Below are 24337 nucleotides of genomic sequence, written 5' to 3' on the forward strand. Positions count from 1 at the left end.
CATATAAACAAGTATTTTAAATACCTAAAAATTAAATATGTATCCTCCACTCAAACGATAGAAATAAGCGAGGCTGAACGCTAGAAGCGCTTGCCCCGCTTAACCACTGAACATCAAATTTAAAGACGCCAATCCCAATGATCTGGTCCACTCAGAACAGCTTCAACGGTGTACTGGCTTGCTTCATCGGCAGTAAGCTGTTTGGCCCAAGGTACACGTTCGCTACTTCCTGCACCTGGTCCAAAGTTATCAAACTCTCCAAATCTTGCGGTCTGCTCATTGGATTCCTTGCCCCAATTATTCCAGCCGCCCGGCTTGATATGGTCATCCATATAGGTCTTCAAAAAAGTAACATGAGCGTAAGGGCGCCATGGCCGTCCGAGATCCACCTTGCCTGTCAAGCCATTTTCTGTTGTCAGACGACATTGAATAAATACAAAGCCCGGCTTGTTCTCTTCTGTTGAAGCTGCTGTCACATATCCGGCACGCAGGCTGTGTATGATCGAATTATCAAACACAGCGGGTGCATTGCCAAATATAAAATCTACACTGCCACTGATGTAGCTGTCCTTGAAATACTGTCTGCCACGGTTCACAAGCAACGTATCCTGTAGGCCGGTAATTTTGACATTGTGATACTTACCACGATCGCCTTCGGCATATAACGCTACAGCCTGCACCTGCCCGGTTCCTTCTGTATTGGCAACCGTGACATTCTCCAACACAAAATCAGGACTTTGCACACGCATGGTATAGCTGTTGCTTGTTCCTAATTCTTTTCCATCCACCACGGTTTTGGCCGTATCATCAAAAGCAATGATCGTTTTATCCCGATCTTCTCCGATAATACTCAGGTTTTTCTTAGAGGAATTCACCTTTATTTTCTCACGATACGTACCGTTTTTGAGATGGATAACTGTCCTTGTATTGCTGTCGTCAGGGACTGCGTCAATAGCTGCCTGGAGAGATGTAAAGTCAGCAGGACCATAGGTCGCTACCACCACACTAGTAGGACGAGTTCCTCCTGAGTCTGTCAGGTTGCGGATGGTGACATGGCTGAATTCCGACGTATTGTAATTCCATACATCGTTTTGTGGTTTGGATGCATCAGTAGCCAACCCGAACAATAGCGGTTGATGATCCGGCACATCTATAACCGTTTCACCAACCTTCTCCCAGTTCGTCACACCATCTGCGGACACCCAGCCGGTAACCTTTGGTCCTTGTCGTACCAGACGAACCGAATATGGCGTTGTAATAAACGTCTCCATTGACGCACGTTTCGTCTTACCCTCCGTTTGATCACGACTGATAAGAATACCCTGTTTGCCATATTTAACAAATGCTAAAGACATAAAAGCCATTTTTGATCCAGGCTTCAGCGATTCACGAATCATTACACCCGCTTCGGCATTATCATCCACTGGGGTAATATGTTCCACACGGGCTGTAATTTCAGTGTCACCTTCCCATTTTTGATAAGCATAATGGAAAATATCTGCCTTACCGTCAACGTCTCCCGCTGACTTCAGTCTTATACTGCTGCCGCTTGCATCTTCTTTTAAGACCTGAGTATGCCCTTTTATATAACCATCATTGCCCTCAGAGCCAATCTCTTCGCTGAGCCAACTTCCCGACGGCGCAGTCGTATTGACGTGAATGGTAACAGGATTGGAAAATGCAGCATTCCCCTTGCGGTCGGTCACCCGTACAATAATATAATGGGTACCGTCTGTTACATGATTCCAATCGAGATGATAAGGTGCGGTCTCTACTTTACCAACAAGTTTGCCGTCAATGATAAATTCAACGTGAGCAATACCATCTTTGTCCTTGGCTGTTGCTGTTATGGTCGCATCCCGGCCTGCTTCCAAAATATCGTTATGCTTTAGTGAACGTCCGTTTGCATCCGACACCTGAACGACAGCCTCTGGATTATTCACCTCATTTCCATTCGACAGCTTCTCAATAAGATCATTTAAATAGACCTCCAGATTCGTATAACCCTTGGCAAAATGAGCATACGCCCCTGTGCCGGCAAGCCCCTGACCGTTACGATCATCTGCATTATTGGGGTCCAGCCCATGGGCACGTTCCCATTCATCCGGCATTCCATCATGGTCACTGTCAGAAAGCTCCGTCGTCGTTACGTTAGAATCGTCATAAATCCACCCTGCTTCACGCGGAGAGTTAATAAATGCACCCGTTCCATTCTTCACATCATTCATAATTCGGGCGTCCACCGCATCTCTTCTTGGCAGCGTGGCTCCTGAGCCGGCAAGCACCTCCGTATATGCGGTTTGTGCATCTGTCGCTTGATATGGACCGTACGCATCGGGTGAGATTCCGTTGTCGTATTCCCCTCTGACTTCAATCGGCTCCGCCAAACGGGTGGACGGATCAATAATGGACCCAATGGATGTGCCAAGCTGCCAGTTGTCTTTCGTAACCGAGTCATTGCCGTACATATAGTTACCACCAATAAAGATGCGTGTTTTATATTTTTTACTACCCACGTCTACAAAAATTTGACCGCGAACGCCCTCATATGTGTTAGGGCCATACTTATAATAGTTATTTAGCACATTATACGATCCTTCACCACCGCCGTATGAGGAGAAAAATCCCCAGTTATAAATGACATTATTGGTCATTTCCACAGCGTCGATTTGTTTTTTATCGGTTGGAAAACGCGGATTACGGCTTGCATTGTGAGCCAACAAGTTATGATGATAGGTGGAATTTCGTCCACCCCATATGCCGCCATAGCCGTGGCGACCTTTCTGGTGCGTAGTCATTAGCATACTTTCGGACGCAATGGACCATTGTACCGTTGTATTGACGTTGTCATACAGGCTCAGTACCTCATCCACCGACCAGCTAAAGGAACAGTGATCAATCATTATGTTTTTATGGTATCTGGCTCCCAATGCGTCATCCTCACTGGGGTAACGGTCGGTCAATCGGAAACGCAGGTAACGGAGAATGACGTTATCTGCTTCAATCCCTGTTGTGTAATCGCTTACAGTTATACCGTCGCCAGGAGCTGTCTGACCCGCAACCGTCAGGTTGTTTCCCAAGATTTTAAGTGGCTCCTTGAGATGAATCGTTCCACCCACCCGGAATACGACCGTCCGATTATCGGAGCTGACCGCTGCGCGAAAAGATCCGGGAATGATCTGCTCCCCTTTGCCGTAGTCTGCCAGCGTGGTAACCTCATACACTTCACCTCCGCGTCCACCGGTAACATATTTACCGCCACCCTCAGCCCCCGGAAACGCCGGAATATCCGTCGCCACTTTTGCCCCCTTTGCGTTCTCTGTTCCTACCGCAGTCTCCGCTTGGATTAGTGGCGGGCACAAGGTCAACAACAATGAACCCACAACCACGTTACATAGCACCTTTTTCCATGTACGCTGCTTGCTCATATTCTGTTTCCTCCCTAAGATTTTCTTCCACATCAGCGCATATTTTTATAAAAACACGATCCGAGACGTTCAGAAGCGCCTTCACCTCCTTTCATCAATCTTTTCTGCTTTTATCATTGGCAGGTTGTCATATATACTGTTGATGTATGAATGCGCTTACTTATCTTAATTTGTAAAGGAAGAAGCACATGAATGAAGTGAAAGAAGATAAATATGTCATTGGCGAACAACAATTCTCCATTCATCACATCTATCGTACCGGTTTCACAGTTATGCCCCGGCCTCATGTCCACGAGAACTATGAGCTGTATCTTTTACTGCGAGGCGAACGCATCTATTTTATGAATGGCAAGGTATACACCGCTCGCAAGGGGGATCTGATATTCATCCTTCCTCACGACTTGCACTCTACCGCCAGTACGCAATTGCAGGAAACAGAGCGCATTTTGATTCATTTTTCTCCGACGTTTCTCCCACAGCAGGATCATGACATTCTTGACCTGCCGCCATACCAGCAATCCGCGTTACTTCGCTTACCTGCGAGAGAGCAAGTGGAAGTTGAACGTTTATTCCTACAGATGAATACCGAATGCAGGAATAAGCAGCCTCTGCATGACCGTTGCGTACAGCATTTACTGCTGGAAATGCTGATCCTGGTGCACCGATCGGAAGCGATCGAGCGTAGTGAACCTGTCTCCTCCCATCCCATGCATCAGAAAATCACGGAAATTTCTTCTTTTATTCAGGATCATTACAATGAACCGTTAACTCTCGAACAAGTGGCTGCCTGCTTTTTCATTAGTCCAGCTTACCTAAGCCGTATCTTTCTAAAGTTGACTGGTTTTCATTTCAGCGAATACATCCGCGTAGTGCGGGTCAGGGCGGCCCAAACCAGACTTCGAACCACCAAAGACAAAATCCAGCATATTGCAGAGGATGTCGGGTTCGGTCATGCTTCCCACTTTAATAAAATCTTTAAAAAAATAACTGGGCTCTCTCCTCTTCAGTACCGCAAGCAGGTTCGGTAGATATTCAGTGTAAAGAATTAGACGCCAATTTTATACCTCCGCTCTTGTCTTGTTTTTCCATTTTTATATCCACTTGCTCTTTCATGGAACTAAATACAAGCCGCGTTGGAATAAGTAAAATGCACAAAAAAACCATACTTCGCTGCAATGCGTGCACCGAAGTATGGCTATTACATAGTCATTTTACATCTTTAAAATTATAAATTACTCTTTCTATGACCATTATTGCAACGCTTTAATATCCTGAATCAGCAATTCAACATTTTCTTTCTTCGTAGCCCAACTGGTACAGAATCGAACTGCACTATGTGTATCATCAACCTTTTCCCAAAAGGAGTAAGTATATTTTTCACTCAATGCTTTTAGTATACGATCTGGTAAAATCGGAAACTGCTGATTGGTTGTAGAACGGTATTGAAAAGAAAAACCTTGCTCAGATAATCCGTTTTGAAGCAGCATGGCCATGTCTATCGCATGTTTGGAGATTTCAACGTATAAACCGTCTTCAAACAAAGTTTCAAATTGAATGCCCAACATTCTTCCCTTAGCCAGCAGCCCCCCTTTTTGCTTGATCATATATCGGAAATCTTTTTTCAATGTATCATTTAGAATGACTACGGCTTCTCCCATCAATGCTCCAATTTTTGTCCCGCCAATATAAAACACATCGCAAAGCTGTGCTATATCCGCTAAAGATGCATCGCTATCTTCGGCCACCAAGCCATAGCCCAATCGGGCTCCATCTATGAACAGTGGTAAACCACATTCTTGACAGACTCTACTTAATGCTTCCAGCTCTGCTTTGCTATAGATCGTTCCATTCTCAGTAGGTTGGGAAATATAAACCATCCCGGGCTGTACACTATGCTCAGGAGCGGCATCATTCCAGTGAGCGTCATACAAATCTTGTACCTGCTCGGCCCGGATCTTCCCATCTCCGCTTGGCAAAGTAAGTATTTTATGTCCAACAGCTTCAATCGCTCCGGTTTCATGAACCGCAACATGTCCCGACACTGCCGCAACGACGCCTTGATGCGGACGCAGAATAGAAGAAATAACAGTGGTATTGGTCTGTGTACCTCCAACCAAAAAGTGTACATCCGCATTTGGGGAGTCACATGCTTCTTTAATATATGCTCTAGCTTTTTCACAATGATCATCCACACCATAACCTGGAGTTTGTTCATCATTCGTCTCCAGTAGTCGCTTTAATATGCGCTCATGGGCACCTTCGGTATAGTCGCATTCAAATCGTATCATTCTGTATCCTCTCCAAATTATCCAATTTCTTCTGAATTAACAACATAGAAGCATGTAATTCTTTTATCTCTTCTTCTGAGAGTCCTTGAACTAATTTTAGAATTTGTTCATCAGACCTTTCATTCAGTTGGTTAAAGAACGCCTTTCCTTTAGGAGTCAAACGAATCAGATTTGTTCTATTATCCAACGTTGAATTTTCCTTAACAAGAAAGCCCTCTTTGCAAAATTTAGCAATGATCCTACTCATATAGCTGCGATCAATTTTAAGAGATTCGACTAAAGTATTCGCTATACATGGCTCGATCAACCCGATCTCTATAATGACACGGGCCTCGGTAAAGGAATATCCGCTATCCAGCACATGTCTATCCAAAACACCCAGTATATTCGTATAGAACCGATTAAAACGCCTCATATCCGCTATGATATTAGCATCTATATTGACCATAACTCCCCCTATTTAGTGGACTTTTGCAACAATTATAGTAAAGATTTTTGTGGACTATGTCAATGAAATAAAAAAACCGTACATTAAGACTCTCGCCTAATGTACGATCCTGTATTATATATTTACCTACAAGGTCAATGAACTATCGCTATTTATAGCCTTTTGCTTCTTATGCTTCCGTTTCAGCTTCAGATGAGCTACGACCATATACAGCGTCGGAACTACAAACAATGTTAAAATAGTTGAAAAAATCAGTCCGAAAATAATGGTTGTTGCCAACGGTTTGAACAAGATCTCCCCGATTGTGGCAATAGGAATCATACCCACAATGGCAGTTAGCGAAGTAAGCAAGATCGGACGGAAACGGGCAGAGCATGCCATTAGAATGGCGTCTGTTAAATCAGCGCCTTCACGCCGCGCATCTTCAATAAACTCTATCAGCACGATACCGTTACGCACGACGATACCAGCAAGTGAAATGATCCCCATAATACTCATGAATCCAATGGGCATCCCTGAAATAAAACTTCCAAGGATTCCCCCTGCCGCTGCCAGATAAACAGTAGTCATAATAATGAGCGGTGTGGACACCGAGTAAAACTGCATGGTGATCAAGAGGAGAATAAGGAAAATAACAATAACAGCTAATTTGCCCAAGTCCTTAAACATATCAGACTGCGCAGATGTTTCCCCTCCCATCTCCCAGGTGTAGCCTGGTTCAAACTGGGTATTTGTAAGTTTGCTACGGATATCATTAGTGAGTTCTGTAGCCGTACGCCCATTTCCATTGGCTGAGATCGTTACCGTCCGTTCCAGATCATAACGGTGGATTTGTTGGATGGAAAAGTCCGGTTTCATCGTGGCTAATTGGGATAAAGGTATTTGCTCCCGTGCCGCATTGTTCACACTTAATTGTTGGAATAATACCTCAGGATCTTGGTTTGGTTTGTTCATGTATATATTGACATCAAGCAATTCCTTACCCGTATCAAAATCCGTTACATTCACCCCGTCACCCATTAATAGCAAAGTACGCGTTAAATCGGAATAGCTAACCTGATATTTATCCAAGGCTTGCTGATTGATTTGGAAATTCAGATTATAGCTTTGCATACCCATATTATCGGTCACATCTACAGCTCCGGGTGTCCCCGCAACCATTTCTTTGACTTTAGTTGTCATGTTTTGCAGCTTATCAATGTCTTCTCCTTTAATACGGATAGACACCGCACTGCCGACCGGAATACCTAATTGGGGAACACGAATGCTGATTAATGCAGATGGATATTTAGCTTGTAGCGTATGGGTCCAGTTATCTACTGTTTTTTTGAGATCAAATAGCCCCTCTTTTCCAACGACAGCAATTTGGCCGTTGACCGCTCCCCCAGAACCATGACCGCCTGCAACATCACTATACAGCTGAGGCGCTCCTCCACCTGCCGTTGCCGCCAGCCGCTCTGTTTCTGGCTGTTTTTTGACCCAGCTCCCAATCTCGTTTACAACTTGATTGGTTGCCTGCAACGACGTTCCTTCTGGCATCGTTACGCTAATCGTGGCATCCGCTTGATCGGAATCCGGAAATAATTCAATGGGAACAACAGCAAGTAGTCCATAAGCTGCTGTACCCATCATAAGACCAATAAGCGCTGTTAACAGTGGACGTCGCAGTATTCTAGGCATCCAGTTTTTAGAATACACATTGGATAGAGATTGTATTTGATTCCCCAGAAGTCCAGGTGGCTTAACTGTTTTACTACTCTCTTTTCCTTTACGACGTTGATCGTACCATTGACGGAAAATAGGAATAATTGTTAACGACATAATCATGGAAGCCAGCATCGTTAACGAAATAACGGTAGGTATCGGTTTAATAAAGTCACCAATAGTGCCCGGCAGGAATAAAAGCGGGGCAAATGCCGCAACCGTAGCTAGCGTAGCTGTAATGATCGATAAGGATACCTCTTTCGTCCCTTTAATGGCCGCCTCCGTAGCATCTTCCCCAAATTCAGAGCGTCGGCGTTCAATGTTGTCATTGACCACGACGGCATCATCAACCAATATCCCTAATACGATAATTAATCCGATGACTGAAATTTGATTCAGCGTGATTCCTGTTGTGGGTAAGAAAATAAAGCCGATGGCGATGGAAACAGGAATGGCCAAGGCCACAAATGCAGAAGTCAGCAAATTTAAACCTAATGTACATATAACAATGACCGATATAATAGCGATGATCATCTCTTTGGTCAGGTTTCCAAACATTTCATCGACTCGATCATTTTGCGCAAAAAGTAGCTCAAAATGTACATTCTTCGGCAAACCGCTCACAAGTTCATTGATTTTGGCTGTAGTCGCCTTAGATACCGTTGGCACGTCTGTGCCTGTATCTCCGCTCACACTGATCGAAATAGCAGGCTTGTTATTCACATACGTATAACTAGTCGCTTTTTTAAAAACAAGTGAGGCTGTCCCTACATCCTTCAGAGATATCGGGAATCCATCGTCATTGCTTGAAATCTGGACGTTATTTAGAATGGATGGATCGGTAGAGGCATTTACCGTCAGCTGATAAGTACGCTCATTGAAATCCATACTTCCTGTAGGAACTCTTTCATTCTCATTTTTGATTGCTTGAACAACCTGCTCCCAGGAGATGTTATATTGTTGCATCTTTTGTGTGTCTAAACTAATTCGTACTTCTTGATCTGGTATTCCTTGAATATTAACTTGCGAAACACCCGAGACCGTTTTTAATTGATCTTTCCATTTGTTCATCAATTCATTTAACGCGTATAAATTCTCACTTTTATCAGAAGTAATCGCGTATGAACCAATGAAAGAGCTTGTCATGCTATCATTAATAATGGGCTGCATCGCATCTGCTGGAAGCTCAGACTGTGCATCCTGTACCTTTGTACGAAGATCAGCCCACACCTTTGTCGGGTCCGCATCTTCAAAAGCATCTATCATTATACTAGATTGTCCTTTAGATGAAGTGGAAGAAATCGTTTTGACACCTTGTACGGCTTTAATTTTCTGTTCCATGACCTTAGTAATGGTTTGCTCGATTCTTTCGGGTGAAGCGCCTGGATAGATGGTTGTAACACTGGCTGACAAGGGAATAACATCAGGCTGCTCCTGTTTAGGTAACGATGTAAAATTGTAGAGCCCTAGCACAATGCACATGGCGAAGAAAATGAGTGTAATTTTTTGCTTTTTAACGATATATTTAATCATTCGGACGACTCCTCCGATTTCCCAGGTACACCATTCCCAAGTAAATCACCATTAAATAAGGTTCCTGCTCCTTGCGTAACGATTTGATCTCCTGCCTGTAGCCCAGAGACCACTTCGAGCTGATTATTAGTCACTTTCCCCAGTTTAATCGGTGTTTTGACAGCTTTTCCATTTACAGCTTTAAAGACATAAGGATCATTTCCCGTACTAATTACGGCCTCTACGGGCACTAAAAGCGCTTCGTTTTGATTTATGCTTTTAGATGCGCTGATGACTTGACCAGGTTTCCAATTCAGTTCGGGATTGGGAATGCTAACTTCCACATTGATGCTTCCCGTTTTGGAGTTCGTCGATGGATAGATCTGGGTGACGGTTCCTGTTCTCATTTCATCGTAGAGAGATATATTAACTTTTTGGTTTTTCTTCCACGATAAGATTTCACTGTCTGGTACGGGGAGGAGTACTTTTAAAGTCTTGATATTTCCGACAACAAATGCCTCACTTCCACTGGAGCCCAGTTGACCATCAGATATCTTTTTTTCAATCACAACACCAGTGATCGGGGAGGTTAAAGTCGCTTTTTTCAGTGACAAGGATGACTGTTCATAAGCAGCCAATGCATCCTCATAGGTAGCCTGTGCCTGAGCTTTACTGGCTAGCCCTTGTTGTATAGTAGCCCTAGCCGATTCCAGCCCTGCTCTGGCCTGATCTACGCCGGCCGAAGCTTGGGCACGCTGTTCCTGGGATGCCCCTGCAAGCAAAAGAGACAATTTCTCTTGCGCATCACTTAAGCTTTTTTGTGCGTTTGCTAATTCCAGCTGCGCATTCTCATTTTCCGTTAAAGATACCGCACCTGCCTGGAATAGACTTTGGGAGCGTGCGGCATCCGCTTTCTTCTTGTTATAATTATTAGTTGCTACAGTAACCGCATTTTGAGACTGTGCTATCTCCTGCTTTTTGGCGCCATTGTTCAATTCCTGCAATTTCGATTGGGCCGCATTGACCTGGGATTGTGAACTATGAATGCCCGCTTGTGCCGATTGGACAGAAGCCTCCGCTTGGCTAACACCAGCCTTTGCCTTTTCCATGGTTGCCTTTGCCCGATCCAGCTGCAACTGGTAATTGGATGTATCTAGCTTCGCAAGGACACTCCCTTTTTCTACTGAATCCCCAACCTCAACCATAGTGCTCAATATACGTCCATCCGCTTCAAAGGAAACATTGGCCTCATTACTTGCCTGCAATGTCCCCGCCAAATTAAAATCATTGGCCAAAGGTTTCATTGCAAGTTTCTCCACTTTCACCGGGTGACTGGCTTCTGTTACAGAGTTCTCCGTTGCACTGGAGCAACCGGAAGCTACGATAGCTAATGCAACCCCTGCAATCATTATCCTAATTCCTTTTTTCTTCAACTTCATGTCATCCTCCCTGATTCTCTCTTCTAAAGGTGCTATCAGCAACCCGTGGGTCAAGTAAACTTTTTCATCCTTTTTTCATGTTATAACAATGAACAAACAAAAAAATCGTACAAAGGGGCAAGCACCTTATGTACGACTGGGCAAATAAATAACATATTTTCAGTTATTATTTCTAAAGCTGTAAAATACCACGTTCCAACGAAACAGCAACGGCTTCAGATCTGGAATCAACACCAAGCTTGTTATAAATATTCGTTAAATGTGCCTTTACGGTACGCTCGGAAATTCCCATATCAAACGCAATTTCCTTACTTTTAAAACCATGTGCAACAGACTTTAATATATGTCTTTCCTTATCAGTCAGAACTAAGTTTCTTTCATGTGACTTTGCCTCAGCTTCTCTCTTATTCGTGGCAGCAAATACCCTTGCTGTTATTTCTGGCTGAAGCAGCGTTTCACCCCTTAGCGCAGACTCAATCGTGCGAAATAGGTTTTCCCGACTGGTATCTTTCAACAAATATCCTTTTGCTCCCAAAGAGAGTCCTTTAATCATTAAATCATCTTCGTTATAGGTCGTCAGGATAATGACTGGCGTTTCATTTTGTTTTTCTCTGAGGGCCTTCATGGTTTCCAAACCACTCATTTGCGGCATATATAAATCCAACAGGATGACATCCGGCTGAAGTTCTTCGATCAATTTAAGAGCCGTTACACCTTCTCCAGCCTCACCAATCACTTCATAGCTGTCATGGGTCTCCAGCACCAGCTTTAATCCTTCTCTAACTACCCAATGATCATCGACGATTAAAACCTTGTATTTCATAATAGGTCTCCTTTAGTAAGAGGCGCCTCTATTTTTATAGCCGTACCTTCTTGAAATATACTGCTGATATTGATTTTTCCACCTAGCATCCGTACACGTTCATGTATACCTATTATTCCGTAATGCCCTGTTTGCTTGGCAATAATATCCGTATCAAATCCTTTTCCATCATCACGAATCTCGATTTCAATCTTGCCTTCGTTATCCAAAATACTTATCCATACAGTATTCGCATGTGAATGCTTCGCTACGTTGGTTAAACACTCGCTTATAATAAACAATCCATGTTCGAACACCAGTCTGGGAACCGAAGCTTTAATTTTGATGTTGCGGATTACACGAATGCTCGTAGCCATTGTAAATCGCTGTATTTCTTCCTCAACGGCTTCTGCAAAATCAACTTCCGAGATGGTTTTCGAACGCAGATTGTCTATAGCTCGCCTTGAATCAGACAATGTTCTTCGCACTTGTGACATCGATTGTTGGACGATCTCCTGAGCTCTTTGCGTACTTCCCTTTGTCAGATGGGCATCAATGGCTTCAAGTTGCATGATTAGCCCAGCAAGCCCCTGCGCCAGCGTGTCATGAAGATCACGGGCCATACGTTGTCTTTCGTTAGCAATTGTAAGTTCTTCGACCTTTTGATGTGCGATTTCAAGTTCTTTAAGAACGTTTTGCGTTCGGATTCGTGCTTGAACTTGTTTGAGAAAAAGAATGGCATAAGCTACTATAACAACTGCAATTAGAAAAAATAGCGGGATGAACAATACAAATTGCCTGCCATCATTATGCCAGACCACAGCCACACAAAAAAGTACATAAGAGATCAAAAATACAAGAATGACCTTAAGCGGCTTGTAATAAATACCTATACTCTGACCCACCAAAATTGGCATTAACCCAACCAGCACAATGGAGAAACTGTCAGGTAGAAGAAATGCACTTGAAAAGATCAATCCCCCTTGCACAACAAAATAAGCCCATGAAAAATATTTTGCAACTCTTTGAGCATGCAAGTACAAGAGGATGTGTAATATGACGATTACAGTAAATAAGACACTTTGCAGCAGATTTAGACCACTAGACAAATGTTGAAGAATGACAGACTCACTATAAATTATAAAAATCCATATTATAGTTAATACTTTTGAAATATCTTTCTTCTCAAATTCACCTTCACTTTCACTTATTTCCGGATCTACATTCTGGACCTGTACATTGAATTCATCGTTCATAATTCCCTCCTACAATTCTAAATTCGGCTTTTCGACTTAATAGAGATAATGGCACTATGACGGCCTAGTCCATTTAGTTTGAACAGAAATCATTTATATATTATTTTACAAAAAAACGAAAAGAAAAAAACGTACACATGGGCAGCTTCACTTGTACGTTTGGGCATTGAATACTTTTTGTTTGATACCATCCAAGTTATGCGTCATATAAAAAGCACGCAGCAGGTTATCCTGTGCGCGCTTGACCACTTACTATTCTTCTTCCAACTCATCTGGTACATCGTATTTATTGATATGTGAAGTCATTGCTGCAACAGCTTCGCTGGCATCCGTTGTGGACGGTACTTCTCTGACCACATCATCCGTCTGATCACGAAAGTTCAAATGATCTGCCTCAATCTCTTTCTGTTGGTTCGGTTTCATTTTTCACGTCGCTCCTTTCTATTCAAGGGTCTGATCTCGTTCTGTTAACGCGTACAAAGGTACTTCCCGTTCTTCTTCCGGGTTGTTCAGCGCATAGATCCGTGCCGTCTCACGCTGTTCATTCACATGCTGAATATAAATGGGTAGCCCATCACACAACACATTCGCCATTATGGAAGAAGACGCTATTTCTTGCGCTCTTTGAACATTCACTTAGAAAAAACCTCCCTTGCTAAGTAGAGTTCCCCCTTACTATGCACGAGGTAAATATTTGTTATACATATTTCATGCCAACATGTTTTTTTATGATCTTGAAAGGATATCATTTGAAAAAATAAATATTATTGTTATTATGGATTGAGAGATTCAGTGAAAACTGCAATCTTAATTGTAGAGAAAAGGAGTAATGATGAATGTTAAACATATTAATGGTTAACTTTCCGGCAGAAGGACATGTGAACCCTACGATTGGGATGACGCAAGCCTTTGCAGCACGAGGGGACCAAGTACATTACATTACAACTGAGAAATACAAGGACAGACTCGAAGCAGTTGGAGCGAAGGTTCACCTGCATTCTGATCTGGTCAGGACCGCTTCTATTGATTCCAATACTCCGGATGGGTTGAGTGCATTTATGAAAATTCATATTCAGACTTCGCTGGACATATTAGCAATTACTCAGCAACTGTCTAAAAGCATTGATTTTGACTTTGTATTCTATGATAGATTCGGAGCTGGCGAGTTAGTTAGAGACTATTTGAAAATCCCTGGTATTGCTTCCTCCCCATCTTTTCTGATTTCACAGAATCGGATGGCTACCAATCTCTTTCGCTTTAATGAAAAAGAGCCGTTTCAACTTGATGAACATGCCACGACCTCACTGCAGCTCATGAAAGAAAGGTTCGGTGTTGCTCCCGAAAATATGGTTCAATTTATGAGCAATACAGGGGCTTTGAATGTTGTATATACCAGTCGATATTTCCAACCAGACGGTGAACAGTATGGTGACGAGAATCTCTTTATTGGTCCCAGCTTTCCAGAACGTAAAGGGGAAAATTCATTTCCACTGGACAGACTAGAGGATAAAAAGGTTTTGTATATTTCGATGGGAACTGTTCTGGACCATACTGAAGACTTTTTTAACACCTGTATTGAAGCTTTTTCCGATTTTGAAGGTATCGTCGTGATTGCAGCTGGCGAGAAAGCTGACTTTACGAAAATCAATCCGGCGCCAGAGCACTTTATCATCTCGCCCTATGTTCCCCAATTGGAGGTATTACGTCATTCAGATGTGTTTATTACTCATGGTGGAATGAATAGTGTAAATGAAGGAATTCACTTTAACGTACCCTTGGTTGTACTGCCGCAGGACAAGGATCAGCCCATGGTCGCGCAGCGGTTAACAGAACTTCAAGCTGGCTATCGAATAACCAAAGACCACATCAATGTACAATCGTTAAGAGATGCCGTACATGAGGTACTGTCGAACGCAACGTATAAAGAGGGCGTACAAAAAATAAATGATAGCTTCCAGCAATCTGGCGGTACAGAAGAAGCCCTCGCAAAAATTGATGCCTATCTTCAAAATAAGCTTGTGTAAATCACACGATTACAATTCTACAAAAAAACAGGAGCCCTGACCATCAAGGGTCGGGTTCCTGTTTATCATGCATTTCTATGTGGAGATATCCCACTTCTGAAACGAAGCCATCGTACACTTTCCGCTCGTGAACGCTCGAATGCCTGTAGATTCTGCTCCCGGATACACTCTTCCTGTGAGGACGTATTCACCGTCGCCGATGAATATTTCCACCGAGCTTTTATCGACAAAAATCCGAAGCTCCAGACGGCCCTCGTTTAAGTTTAAAGGCACTCTTCTCTCTCCGCCCGGGCCTATACCTGCACGCTCACGGTTAAAACGGAACAGACCGTCATCGGGACGATACGAGAGTACAGTCTCCTCTTCGTCGCCCACTCGCAGCTTCAAGCCGAATTCATTGGTGTTACTGGCTTCGAACTCAAATACCGCCTTCAGTTCGTAGCTATCTCCGAACGTTTCCATGATCTGCTCGCCTGTCAGCAAGATATCCCGCTGTTCGAACAGATTGGATCGGTAATTTTCCACCTCTTCAAGCGGACGGAACAGCAATCTGTCGTGGTCGATAACCGCTTCCCGCGGAAGACTCATTGCACCCGCCCAATGGTGCCCTTGCTGGGTCGGCATCTCCGACTCCCACATATCCATCCATCCGATGACGATTCGCCGCCCTTTATCATCCAAGGTTGACTGCGGGGCATAGAAATCGAATCCGTGATCTACCTGAGCATACCGCTCTGCCGTAAATGTTCCAGCCTCCGCATTGAAATCACCTATACCGTACATGGTGGAATGCAGATTGCGGTATGCTTCTCCCTGAGCAGGCATGCGCTGTGGAGACAGCATAAATACGTGCCGACCGCCAAGCGGGAACAAATCCGGACACTCCCAATTATCGCCGAAACGTCCGTCACTCACGGCTAGTACATTGACATACGTCCAGCTTTTCAGGTCTTCAGAACGATAAAGCAGTACAAGTCCGTTCCCTTGGGCATCATTAGAACCAAGAACGGCGTAATATTGATCTTCGTGCCTGAACACCTTAGGGTCACGGAAGTCTTTACGGCTGATCGTGTCCGGTACGGCGTCATAACCGATGACCGGATTGCCCTCCCACTTTTCGAATGTCACCCCGTCCTCCGATACTGCAATCCCTTGTGACTGCTTGTAATCCTGATCCTTGTCAGGCCCGGTTACAACATGTCCGGTATACATCAGGACAAGCTTCCCGTCCTGCTCTATCGCACTGCCAGAGAAGCAGCCATCCTGGTCGAACTCGCCGTCCGGTGCCAAAGCGACCGGTAGATAATCCCACTTCATAAGATCGCGGCTGACTGCATGTCCCCAGTGCATCGGTCCCCATACTGATTTATACGGGTAATGTTGATAGAACAAGTGATACTGCCCGTTATATTGAATGAAGCCGTTCGGATCATTCATCCAGCCGAATTCAGCCATTAAATGGTAGTTCAGCCGATAATCCGGCCGAAGCATATGCTTCGATTGGGAAATAAATTGATCTGCACGCTCTCTCGTATACGTTCTAGTCTGTTTGATAAGGCATCCTACTCCTACAATTATTTAATCGAACCTTGCATAACACCCTGAATAATATACTTCTGGGCGAACAGATAGATGATAATGATCGGAAATATCGTCAGTACCAAACTTGCCATCAATGGACCATAATCCACTGTATAGGTTCCATAAAAGTTATACGTGGACAACGGAAGTGTCCTTTGCTCCGGATCGACCAGAATGAGGGAAGGCAGCAGAAAATCATTCCAGATCCACAGCACATTGAGAATGGAAATGGTGGCAGTCGTGGGCATCAGTACCGGAAACACGATCCGGAAGAATGTTTGAACCCGCGTGCAGCCGTCAATTAGCGCCGCTTCCTCCAGTTCTTTTGGAATACTCTTTACGAAACCATGATAAATGAAGACGGCCAGCGAGCTACCAAAACCGATATACATATAAATCAGCGACCACTTACTGTTCAGCAGATCAAGTGACCCGTAGATTTTCACCAATGGAATCATGATAGCCTGGAATGGAATGATCATGGATGCAACCATCAGCATAAATGTATATTGGTTGAACTTGGTGTTGTTTCTGACAAAATAATGAGCCGTCATCGCCGCGAACAGTGAGATAAACAGAACACTTAACACCGTTATGACCAATGAGTTGGTGAAGGCAGCGATGTAATTCATTTTATCAAATGCATTCATATAATTGACCATACTGAAGCTCTCTGGAAGCGATAACGGATTCGAGGTGATGGCCATGTTTTCTTTGAACGAATTGATCAGCAGAAAGACGAACGGTACGATGAACAATATGAGTATGACTGTCAGCACAATGAATTTGATTACGGAGGAAGCAACTCTTTTTCTTGTCATTACGCCTCCACCTCCAACTTCTTACTAAAATAAACCTGAAGCAGAGTGATGAGAGCAACCATCAGGAACAACACGAATGCTTCTGCTTGCCCCACACCATAATCACGGGAAAGGAATGCCTTTTCATACACATGCATCGACACCATTTGAGTACTGCTGAACGGCCCACCTTTCGTGAGCGCAAGGTTCACGTCATAGACCATAAATCCGCGTTGCAGGGACAAAAATATACATACGATGAAAGAAGGAACCATCAAGGGCAATACCATTTTCCGCAGTCTGGTCCAGCTGTTTGCCCCATCAATGCTTGCGGCCTCCATAATATCATTCGGCACACCCGTCAATCCCGCGATGTAAATGACCATCATGTAACCCGCGTTCTGCCACACCGTTACAATCACGAGTGCCCAGAACGCTTTGTCGGGATCAGCCAGCCAAGTCGTGCTGAGCGACTGTATACTGGCATGTTGTCCCAAATAGACAAGCACGTTGTTGAATATAAACTGCCAGATAAAACCGAGTACGATGCCCCCGACAAGGTTGGGCAGGAAAAATCCTGCCCGGAAAATACTCTGCCCTTTTAACCCTTTAGTCAGCACATAAGCCAGCATAAAAGCGATCACATTGATAAGAACAACGGTATAAAACACATACTTGAGCGTCAAGCCGAATGACTTCCAAAACTCGATATCTCTAAAAACAGCCAGATAGTTTTGGATGCCTACCAGCGATAGTGTGGTGGAAATACCATCCCAGTTTGTGAACGTCAGATAGATGCCATACAAAAATGGAATAATCATTACCGTTATGAAGGCAAACAAGGTTGGGCCCGTAAACAGTAGCCGCGTCCGCAGCCGGTTCCATACTCCTTTTTCCGTAATCATGATGATCCCTTCCTTTGTTTCGGGTTTCTCTCTCTATTCCAGGTAATTTGAAAACAACCTTATTTAACGGTTTTCCAGTAGTTTTCGATTTCTTTAACCAGTGTTGCACGATCTCCCTGTTTCGCCAGATACTTTTGCATGGAAGATCCTGTCTTAGACCAGTGGTCCGCAGGCAGCATGCTCATCGACTGCTCTGACTTGCCTTTTGCAATATAATCCTGGATGGACTTGCCAAGCGGGTCGGCCGCAGGCAGTGTAATATTTTTGAACGCCGGGATAATGTTCGCTTGGTTCACGAGGAAATCCTGGCCTTTCTCATCATATACGATCCAGTTCAGGAACTTCTTCGCCGCATCTTGCTGTTCCGGAGTAGTCTTCTCCTTGTCAATAACAATGCGCTTGGATACAGCGGACGAAATCTCCTGATTGCCGTAGTCATCGGCATTGTTACTGATGGGTACAGGCAAGAAACCATATTCTTTGTTAGCCGTATCAAAACTGTTGATTTGCGGCCATGCCCAGTTGCCCATGAACCAAATGCCAACTTCACCTTTGCCGAGCAGCTCCGGTCCGCGTTCATAAGCTCCTGCTAGCGGAGAAGCCTGATCGATGTTGTATTTCATCATGAGGTCGAATGTATCCATAAGTCCGTTAAATACAGGATTATTAGCCAAGCTAGCCTGGCCCGTTTTTAGTGACGCCATGAATTTGTCCACTTCAGCCATGTCTTTGTTCTGGCCTGCATAAGCAAGAGGCAAATAATGAGCGCCCAGAGACCAGTCCATTGGTGAAATCACCAATGCTTTCTTACCAGATGCCTCAATTTGCTGAAACAGTTTTTCAAGGTCATTTCGGGTTTTAATTGTGGTAGGATCAAAGCTTCCGCCTACCGCTTTATCTACAACGGCTTTGTTGTAAATGAATCCGTAGCCTTCAACAGCCAGCGGAAACGCGTAATTTTTGCCGTCAACCGTCGTAGCTGTGGTAGCGTTTTCAACTGTGTCCTTATTCCACTTTTCTCCGCTCAGATCGAGGATACGGTCCTTGAACTTCTCCACATCACCTGTATCTAGCATGATCATGGTCGGCGGGTTTCCGGATGCGTACAAAGCGGAGGCACGCTCAAAAGGCGACCCACCAGTCGGAACCGGCTGGATTTCAACAGTAATACCCGGATTGTCTTTCTGGAAGGCCTTAGCGGCTTCCTCCAGCTGTGGAAGGATTTCGCCTTTGGAGTTCAAAAGCGTAATCTTCACATTTTTCGAATCCCCTGATCCCCCTCCAGAAGCCGAATTACCTTCTCCACCGGAGCCACCACATGCAGACACCACCATAACTAAAAGAAGCAGCATTACCATCCATTGAACTCTTTTGAATTTACTCACTGTTGTCATCCCCTTATTTATATAATGGCTCTGAACACTTAAATAAAACGCTTACAAACGGATTATATGTCAAAGGTTTAACCTGTGTCAATCGTTTGACATGTTATTCCCTTAGCATGTACTAAAAAAAATCTGTTCCCCTTGTTAGAGGAACAGATTTTCATTCAGGTCGTTGCACGCTCAATTAGTTCAACAGGCAACAGATTGACAGGTTGTACCTGCTCCCCCTCCGCCTGCCTGCGGATCAGCTCGACCGCCAGCCTGCCGATCTCTGCAATCGGCTGTCTTACCGATGTAAGTTCTGGCGTCAGCCAGGAAGCAACGCTTACATCATCGAAGCCTACAATACGCACATTCTCTGGCACATGCCTTCCAGCGCGAATATATTCCTTCAGCGCAAAAGCAGCAATAATATCACTTGTTGCGAACACCCCATCCACATCTGGATGTTCATAAACGAGTTTTGAAATGATCCGCTCGTACTCCTTCTGGTCGAACACATTCAAGTCCGTTTGAACAATCACATGCTGGACATTATGCTTACCCACCACATCCCGGAATGCTTTGGTCCGCTCATTGGACAGCATGTTCAGCTCCAGATTTCCGCAGATATGGGCAATTTTCCGGCAGCCTTTGCGAATGAGCAGCTCCGTAGCCAGCTCGCCTCCGCGATAATTATCCGAGGATATGTAAGGAATATACGGGTCAATCTGCCTATCAAACGTCACGATCGGTGAATTCAAATGTCGGTACTCTTCTACTTCTAATGTATGGCTACCCATAATGATGCCATCCACCCGGTTCCGCTTCAACATATCAATATACACTTTCTCTTTCACGGGATCCATATGTGAATTGCACAGCAGGACCTTGCAGCCATGCTGATAGGCGTAATACTCAACCTGATTGGCAAGCTCACTGAAGAAAGGATGCGAGACATTGGGAATAATAAGGCCAATAATATTGGACTGCTTACGTAGCAGAGATCGTGCTATTTCATTTGGTTGATAATTAAGTTCCTCCATTGCGTCGAACACTTTTTTGCGTGTAGTTTCGCTGATATATCCCCGGTTATTCATTACACGGGATACGGTAGTGACCGACACGCCCGCTTTTAATGCTACATCATGAATTGTCGCCATATGAACCTCTTCCCGTACAAAATAAATACATACAAACTATACTCTCTCCCCATCATTTCAACAACTTTACATAACGGAAGGCCTCATAATGGCCGTCAATCTTACACTAGTCATTTCTATAAGATAATACGACAGCCTATCCAATTGGAAAGGCTGTCGGTAGCTGAAAGTATTAACATCATTCTGATTGTGCGTCCGTCGGTGCATTAATGTATGTATCTGTAAGCACATCGGTCGGTGCAGCCACAGGCACATCATCCGTTGCTGATTCACTGTTCTGGAGTAGTGCTCTCGGATAGGTCCGTGCACGCTCATAGTACCAGTCAAACAAGAAGCGTGCCATCGCCTGACGTCGGTTATCGCCATCCCACTTTAACCCGGCTGTTGGGTCCGCAAATGAACTCCTTGCTCCAGCTTCCAGCAGAAAGCCATTCATGTGTGCGGTCATGCTGACATTACCGGCTGCTGTAAAAATGGACTTCGTGTTTTGCCCAAATCCATTATTAGAGCCGTTAAACAAATTCCAGTACTCCGAATCGCCGGGCTGTGTTTTGAACCAGGTAAATTCTGTGATATTTATTGGATAGGCTTGAGCTGCCGCCTTAATGTTGGAATCCCATTGCGATTGTAGCTTGTCCTTGTTATCATGCGCTCCGTAGCCCGGATACCAGTGGACAGCATAGCCGTAGTTGTTTAAGGGGTCGGTCAACGGGTGTTTTGCCGCCGGGCTGTAAAATTGGTTGTATCCAAGCCCTGCAGCCCAGATGACATTATTCGCTCCTTTACTTCGAATCGTGGAAATGATAGAGTTTTGGAATCTTCTCAGATCATTCCAATGGTCAACAAAATCATTTTCGCCAGGATAGCCTCCCCAATGCCCATTCGCATATGACTTAATAGGCTCGTTGATCAGTTCAAACATGACGTTATCCGCGCTATTAATAGCCGGCTGTGAGGCAAGATACCCCCATATTTGATTGAATTTGTCCAGATTGGATTGTGTTGTAGCCTGGTCGTTAGCCAAAGTGAAATCAAGACCAAGGGTAACATAAATGCCCTTTGTTTTCGCATAATTGATGTATGGAATAATCACATTTTGTGTAGCTGCTTGTAAACCTGAGAAATTGTATGACCCTGCGGCCACATCTCCCATATCCTGGCGGTCAATAAACAATCGGACCTGATTCATATACCAGCCGTGGTTGCTTCCATACTTCGGTCTGGTGTCTGCAAAGGTGTCAGTGATATCCTTCAAATAAGCCAAAATTGCTGCATGACGATTGTTACCATTTAAATTGAGATAATAATTACTGTTTTGATAGGTCCAGTATGCCCCCGACGGCTGATGCCAGCCACTTAAAACAACAGGTTTTCCACTGCTGTTCACCAATTGATTGCCCCTGACATGGAGCTTTCCCATAGGCATACCTGACCATGCATCTATATGTTGGCCAAAGACCGGTGTTAAAGGCAATAAGAATACAAGTATCAGAGCTATTTTACATACCATACCTAATTTTTTCAAAGAAAGGCCTCCTCTTCAAAAATTAATTGACTATTATGCTAAAAGAATAAAATGGTATAAACATGTAGTGGATCCGCTTCCTGAGTCTATTCTATAGCAAAATCACCCCCCTTAATGGAAAATTATAACGTTTATTTGCATATATTGCAACTAATTGTATAACTTACATTTTTAAACCACAACTTGATAAAATTTAGTTTTTTTCAAATTATGTCTCAAGCGTTAAGTTTGCTATTGTGGACGACTCAATATCAAGCTACAATAAAGGTGCCAAATATGGAAGCGTTTTATATTTGTCCGGTAAGATGGCCAATACTTGAAATAATGTATCATTACCAGCCATTTCTTTCATGTTTGGTCAATCTTTTATGGAGGTGTAAAATGAAGAAGAAGTCTTGGTTCACTTTAATGGTCACGGGTATTGTCTCTCTGTTTTTTTCGGTAAGCGTTTATGCGGGGAATGTTTTTTGGGAACCACTTAATGGTTTCAATTCGGGGGCATGGCAAAAGGCGGATGGATATTCCAATGGGAACATGTTTAATTGCACTTGGCGTGCCAATAATGTTAATTTTACGAACGATGGCAAAATGAAGCTTGGCTTAACGAGTTCTGCGTACAATAAGTTTGACTGCGGAGAGTATCGATCGACGAACACTTACAGATACGGCTTATACGAGGTCAGTATGAAGCCTGCTAAAAATACAGGGATCGTATCTTCCTTTTTTACGTATACGGGGCCTACTGATGGCACGCAATGGGATGAAATAGATATTGAATTTTTAGGCAAAGACACGACAAAAGTGCAATTCAACTATTATACAAACGGTGTCGGTGGTCACGAGAAGGTTGTTGATCTGGGCTTTGATGCATCAAGAGGCTTTCACACCTATGCTTTCGATTGGCAGCCAGGATACATTAAGTGGTATGTTGACGGGGTTCTAAAGCATACGGCAACTACAAACATACCAAGCACGCCAGGCAAGATTATGATGAATTTATGGAATGGCACTGGCGTTGACGACTGGCTAGGTTCGTATAATGGAGCGAATCCGCTATACGCTGAATATGATTGGGTAAAATACACGAGCAATTAGCCCATAGTATAAAAGCAGCCCTGTATGAAGTGCCCCCTTAAAGTTAGACAAATATTTTTATGCAACCAGTTGGGCATGAGTTCGGTATTGTACCGGGCTCATGCCTTTTAGTTTGAAGACGGTCAGATGCTGTATCGAAAATGGGTTACCGTGAAGTCGGCATTTTTGAAAAACAAGGGGTTATAACAGCGACAGCCAAGGACGAAAAATAATGGCAGCCTATCAGGGCTGCCACTCCAACTTGAACATAGCAAATAAGAGGACAGTTGATGGCCTCAAGTCCTATTTAAGGATTTATCACCTACTTCATCCATAGCCCACCATCGTCCAGTTTTTCTACGCTCTTTAAAAAGAAATTTACTGGCTTAGTTTTTTGAAGATGAGCACTCGTTTCAAATAGCGTCAAAGAGTTAGAAGCACCATCTACTATCGGGACTAAAACTAAACTAAACTAATCTCATCAATTAAACCTTCAACAGTGAAATTCAAACTTTCTTTTCCTCCAAAAACATAAGAGTTACCTAGCTTTTTCAAATGAGCTAAATGAGCATCCGATGCTTGTTCGGAAAGTACTTCTATAATATGATGACCGAATCGATCATCATCATTAGAAATGATGTTTTTTGTCCATCTAATTTCCTAAAAGGATCTACTGCAACTGCATAGGTTTTAGCATTGGGATTCGCTACGTAATCTGTTCTAGGGATCGTCGGAGTGTTGTCTTGATCTAAATTTATTTTTTTCCAAAAGTGAAATGTTTCTCCATGGTAATCCTGCCGCAAATCCATGCTTGGCATTCGTAACGATCATGAATTCCCTTGTATTTTTTAGTAAAATATGCCGTTCGATTCTCTTCTAAGAAATATCCAACGATTTTGCCATTTAGTGATGTTAGCATGTGACAGACAAATAATATATGGTCTCTCCAAATTAATCCTTATCAATATGTTCTCCTGTCTTTAACTTTTCTAATATTTCTTTACCATAATATCGCTCTCTATTA

Annotated in this window: 18 protein-coding genes; 3 read left to right on the forward strand and 15 right to left on the reverse strand. The window is 43.7% G+C overall.

Annotation, left to right across the window (positions count from 1 at the left end; translation table 11 throughout):
• Positions 1–119: 119 nt before the first annotated feature.
• Entirely contained in the window at positions 120–3428 is a 3309-nt protein-coding gene (locus G9G53_RS18515; RefSeq protein ID WP_165149522.1) for a pectinesterase family protein, read from the reverse strand.
• Between the two features lie 188 nt (positions 3429–3616).
• Here G9G53_RS18515 and G9G53_RS18520 point away from each other — a divergent pair, with 188 nt between their 5' ends.
• Positions 3617–4456, forward strand: coding sequence for a helix-turn-helix transcriptional regulator (locus G9G53_RS18520; RefSeq protein WP_029519347.1), 840 nt, complete (start codon positions 3617–3619; stop codon positions 4454–4456).
• A 222-nt stretch (positions 4457–4678) separates the two neighbouring features.
• Here G9G53_RS18520 and G9G53_RS18525 read toward each other — a convergent pair whose 3' ends face one another.
• The 8 genes from G9G53_RS18525 to G9G53_RS18560 all read right to left on the reverse strand — a co-directional run bounded on the left by G9G53_RS18525 (position 4679) and on the right by G9G53_RS18560 (position 13513).
• Entirely contained in the window at positions 4679–5716 is a 1038-nt protein-coding gene (locus G9G53_RS18525) for a threonine aldolase family protein (protein ID WP_029519348.1), read from the reverse strand.
• A complete protein-coding gene (locus G9G53_RS18530; RefSeq protein ID WP_029519349.1) occupies positions 5703–6164 on the reverse strand; it encodes a MarR family winged helix-turn-helix transcriptional regulator in 462 nt (153 codons plus the stop codon). The genes G9G53_RS18525 and G9G53_RS18530 overlap by 14 nt, the downstream gene beginning before the upstream one ends.
• Positions 6165–6290: 126 nt before the next feature.
• On the reverse strand, positions 6291–9401 hold the full coding sequence (locus G9G53_RS18535) for an efflux RND transporter permease subunit (RefSeq protein WP_069011599.1): 3111 nt from the start codon (positions 9399–9401) through the stop codon (positions 6291–6293).
• On the reverse strand, positions 9398–10819 hold the full coding sequence (locus G9G53_RS18540) for an efflux RND transporter periplasmic adaptor subunit (RefSeq protein ID WP_165149524.1): 1422 nt from the start codon (positions 10817–10819) through the stop codon (positions 9398–9400). The genes G9G53_RS18535 and G9G53_RS18540 overlap by 4 nt, the downstream gene beginning before the upstream one ends.
• Positions 10820–10991: 172 nt before the next feature.
• Positions 10992–11642, reverse strand: a complete 651-nt coding sequence (locus G9G53_RS18545; protein ID WP_029519352.1) for a response regulator — start codon at positions 11640–11642, stop codon at positions 10992–10994.
• Positions 11639–12877: a sensor histidine kinase gene (locus G9G53_RS18550; RefSeq protein WP_029519353.1), complete on the reverse strand. Its 1239-nt coding sequence runs from the start codon at positions 12875–12877 to the stop codon at positions 11639–11641. The genes G9G53_RS18545 and G9G53_RS18550 overlap by 4 nt, the downstream gene beginning before the upstream one ends.
• Positions 12878–13129: 252 nt before the next feature.
• On the reverse strand, positions 13130–13300 hold the full coding sequence (locus G9G53_RS18555; RefSeq protein WP_165149526.1) for a hypothetical protein: 171 nt from the start codon (positions 13298–13300) through the stop codon (positions 13130–13132).
• 18 nt (positions 13301–13318) lie between these two features.
• Complete coding sequence (locus tag G9G53_RS18560) at positions 13319–13513, reverse strand: H-type small acid-soluble spore protein (protein ID WP_016820419.1); 195 nt, start codon at positions 13511–13513, stop codon at positions 13319–13321.
• Between the two features lie 200 nt (positions 13514–13713).
• Between G9G53_RS18560 and G9G53_RS18565 the strand changes: the two genes are divergently transcribed.
• Entirely contained in the window at positions 13714–14901 is a 1188-nt protein-coding gene (locus G9G53_RS18565) for a macrolide family glycosyltransferase (RefSeq protein ID WP_029519354.1), read from the forward strand.
• 75 nt (positions 14902–14976) lie between these two features.
• On the opposite strand, the gene G9G53_RS18570 is transcribed toward G9G53_RS18565, so the two are convergent.
• The 6 genes from G9G53_RS18570 to G9G53_RS18595 form a co-directional block, all read right to left on the reverse strand.
• Positions 14977–16392 (reverse strand): glycoside hydrolase family 32 protein, encoded by a 1416-nt coding sequence (locus G9G53_RS18570; RefSeq protein ID WP_165149528.1) that lies wholly within the window; start codon positions 16390–16392, stop codon positions 14977–14979.
• An 83-nt stretch (positions 16393–16475) separates the two neighbouring features.
• Positions 16476–17303, reverse strand: coding sequence for a carbohydrate ABC transporter permease (locus tag G9G53_RS18575; RefSeq protein WP_029519357.1), 828 nt, complete (start codon positions 17301–17303; stop codon positions 16476–16478).
• Complete coding sequence (locus tag G9G53_RS18580) at positions 17303–18187, reverse strand: carbohydrate ABC transporter permease (protein ID WP_029519358.1); 885 nt, start codon at positions 18185–18187, stop codon at positions 17303–17305. The genes G9G53_RS18575 and G9G53_RS18580 overlap by 1 nt, the downstream gene beginning before the upstream one ends.
• A gap of 59 nt (positions 18188–18246) precedes the next feature.
• Positions 18247–19572 (reverse strand): ABC transporter substrate-binding protein, encoded by a 1326-nt coding sequence (locus G9G53_RS18585; RefSeq protein WP_029519359.1) that lies wholly within the window; start codon positions 19570–19572, stop codon positions 18247–18249.
• Positions 19573–19736: 164 nt separating this feature from the next.
• Positions 19737–20714, reverse strand: coding sequence for a LacI family DNA-binding transcriptional regulator (locus G9G53_RS18590; protein WP_069011602.1), 978 nt, complete (start codon positions 20712–20714; stop codon positions 19737–19739).
• Positions 20715–20892: 178 nt separating this feature from the next.
• Positions 20893–22239, reverse strand: coding sequence for a cellulase family glycosylhydrolase (locus tag G9G53_RS18595; RefSeq protein WP_165149531.1), 1347 nt, complete (start codon positions 22237–22239; stop codon positions 20893–20895).
• 381 nt (positions 22240–22620) lie between these two features.
• On the opposite strand from G9G53_RS18595, the gene bglS reads away from it, so the two are divergent.
• Positions 22621–23334: a beta-glucanase gene (bglS, locus tag G9G53_RS18600; protein ID WP_029519363.1), complete on the forward strand. Its 714-nt coding sequence runs from the start codon at positions 22621–22623 to the stop codon at positions 23332–23334.
• Positions 23335–24337: the final 1003 nt, after the last annotated feature.

Origin of the sequence: Paenibacillus sp. EKM206P, assembly GCF_011066155.1 — a bacterium.
Classification (GTDB): Bacteria; Bacillota; Bacilli; order Paenibacillales; family Paenibacillaceae; genus Paenibacillus; species Paenibacillus polymyxa_D.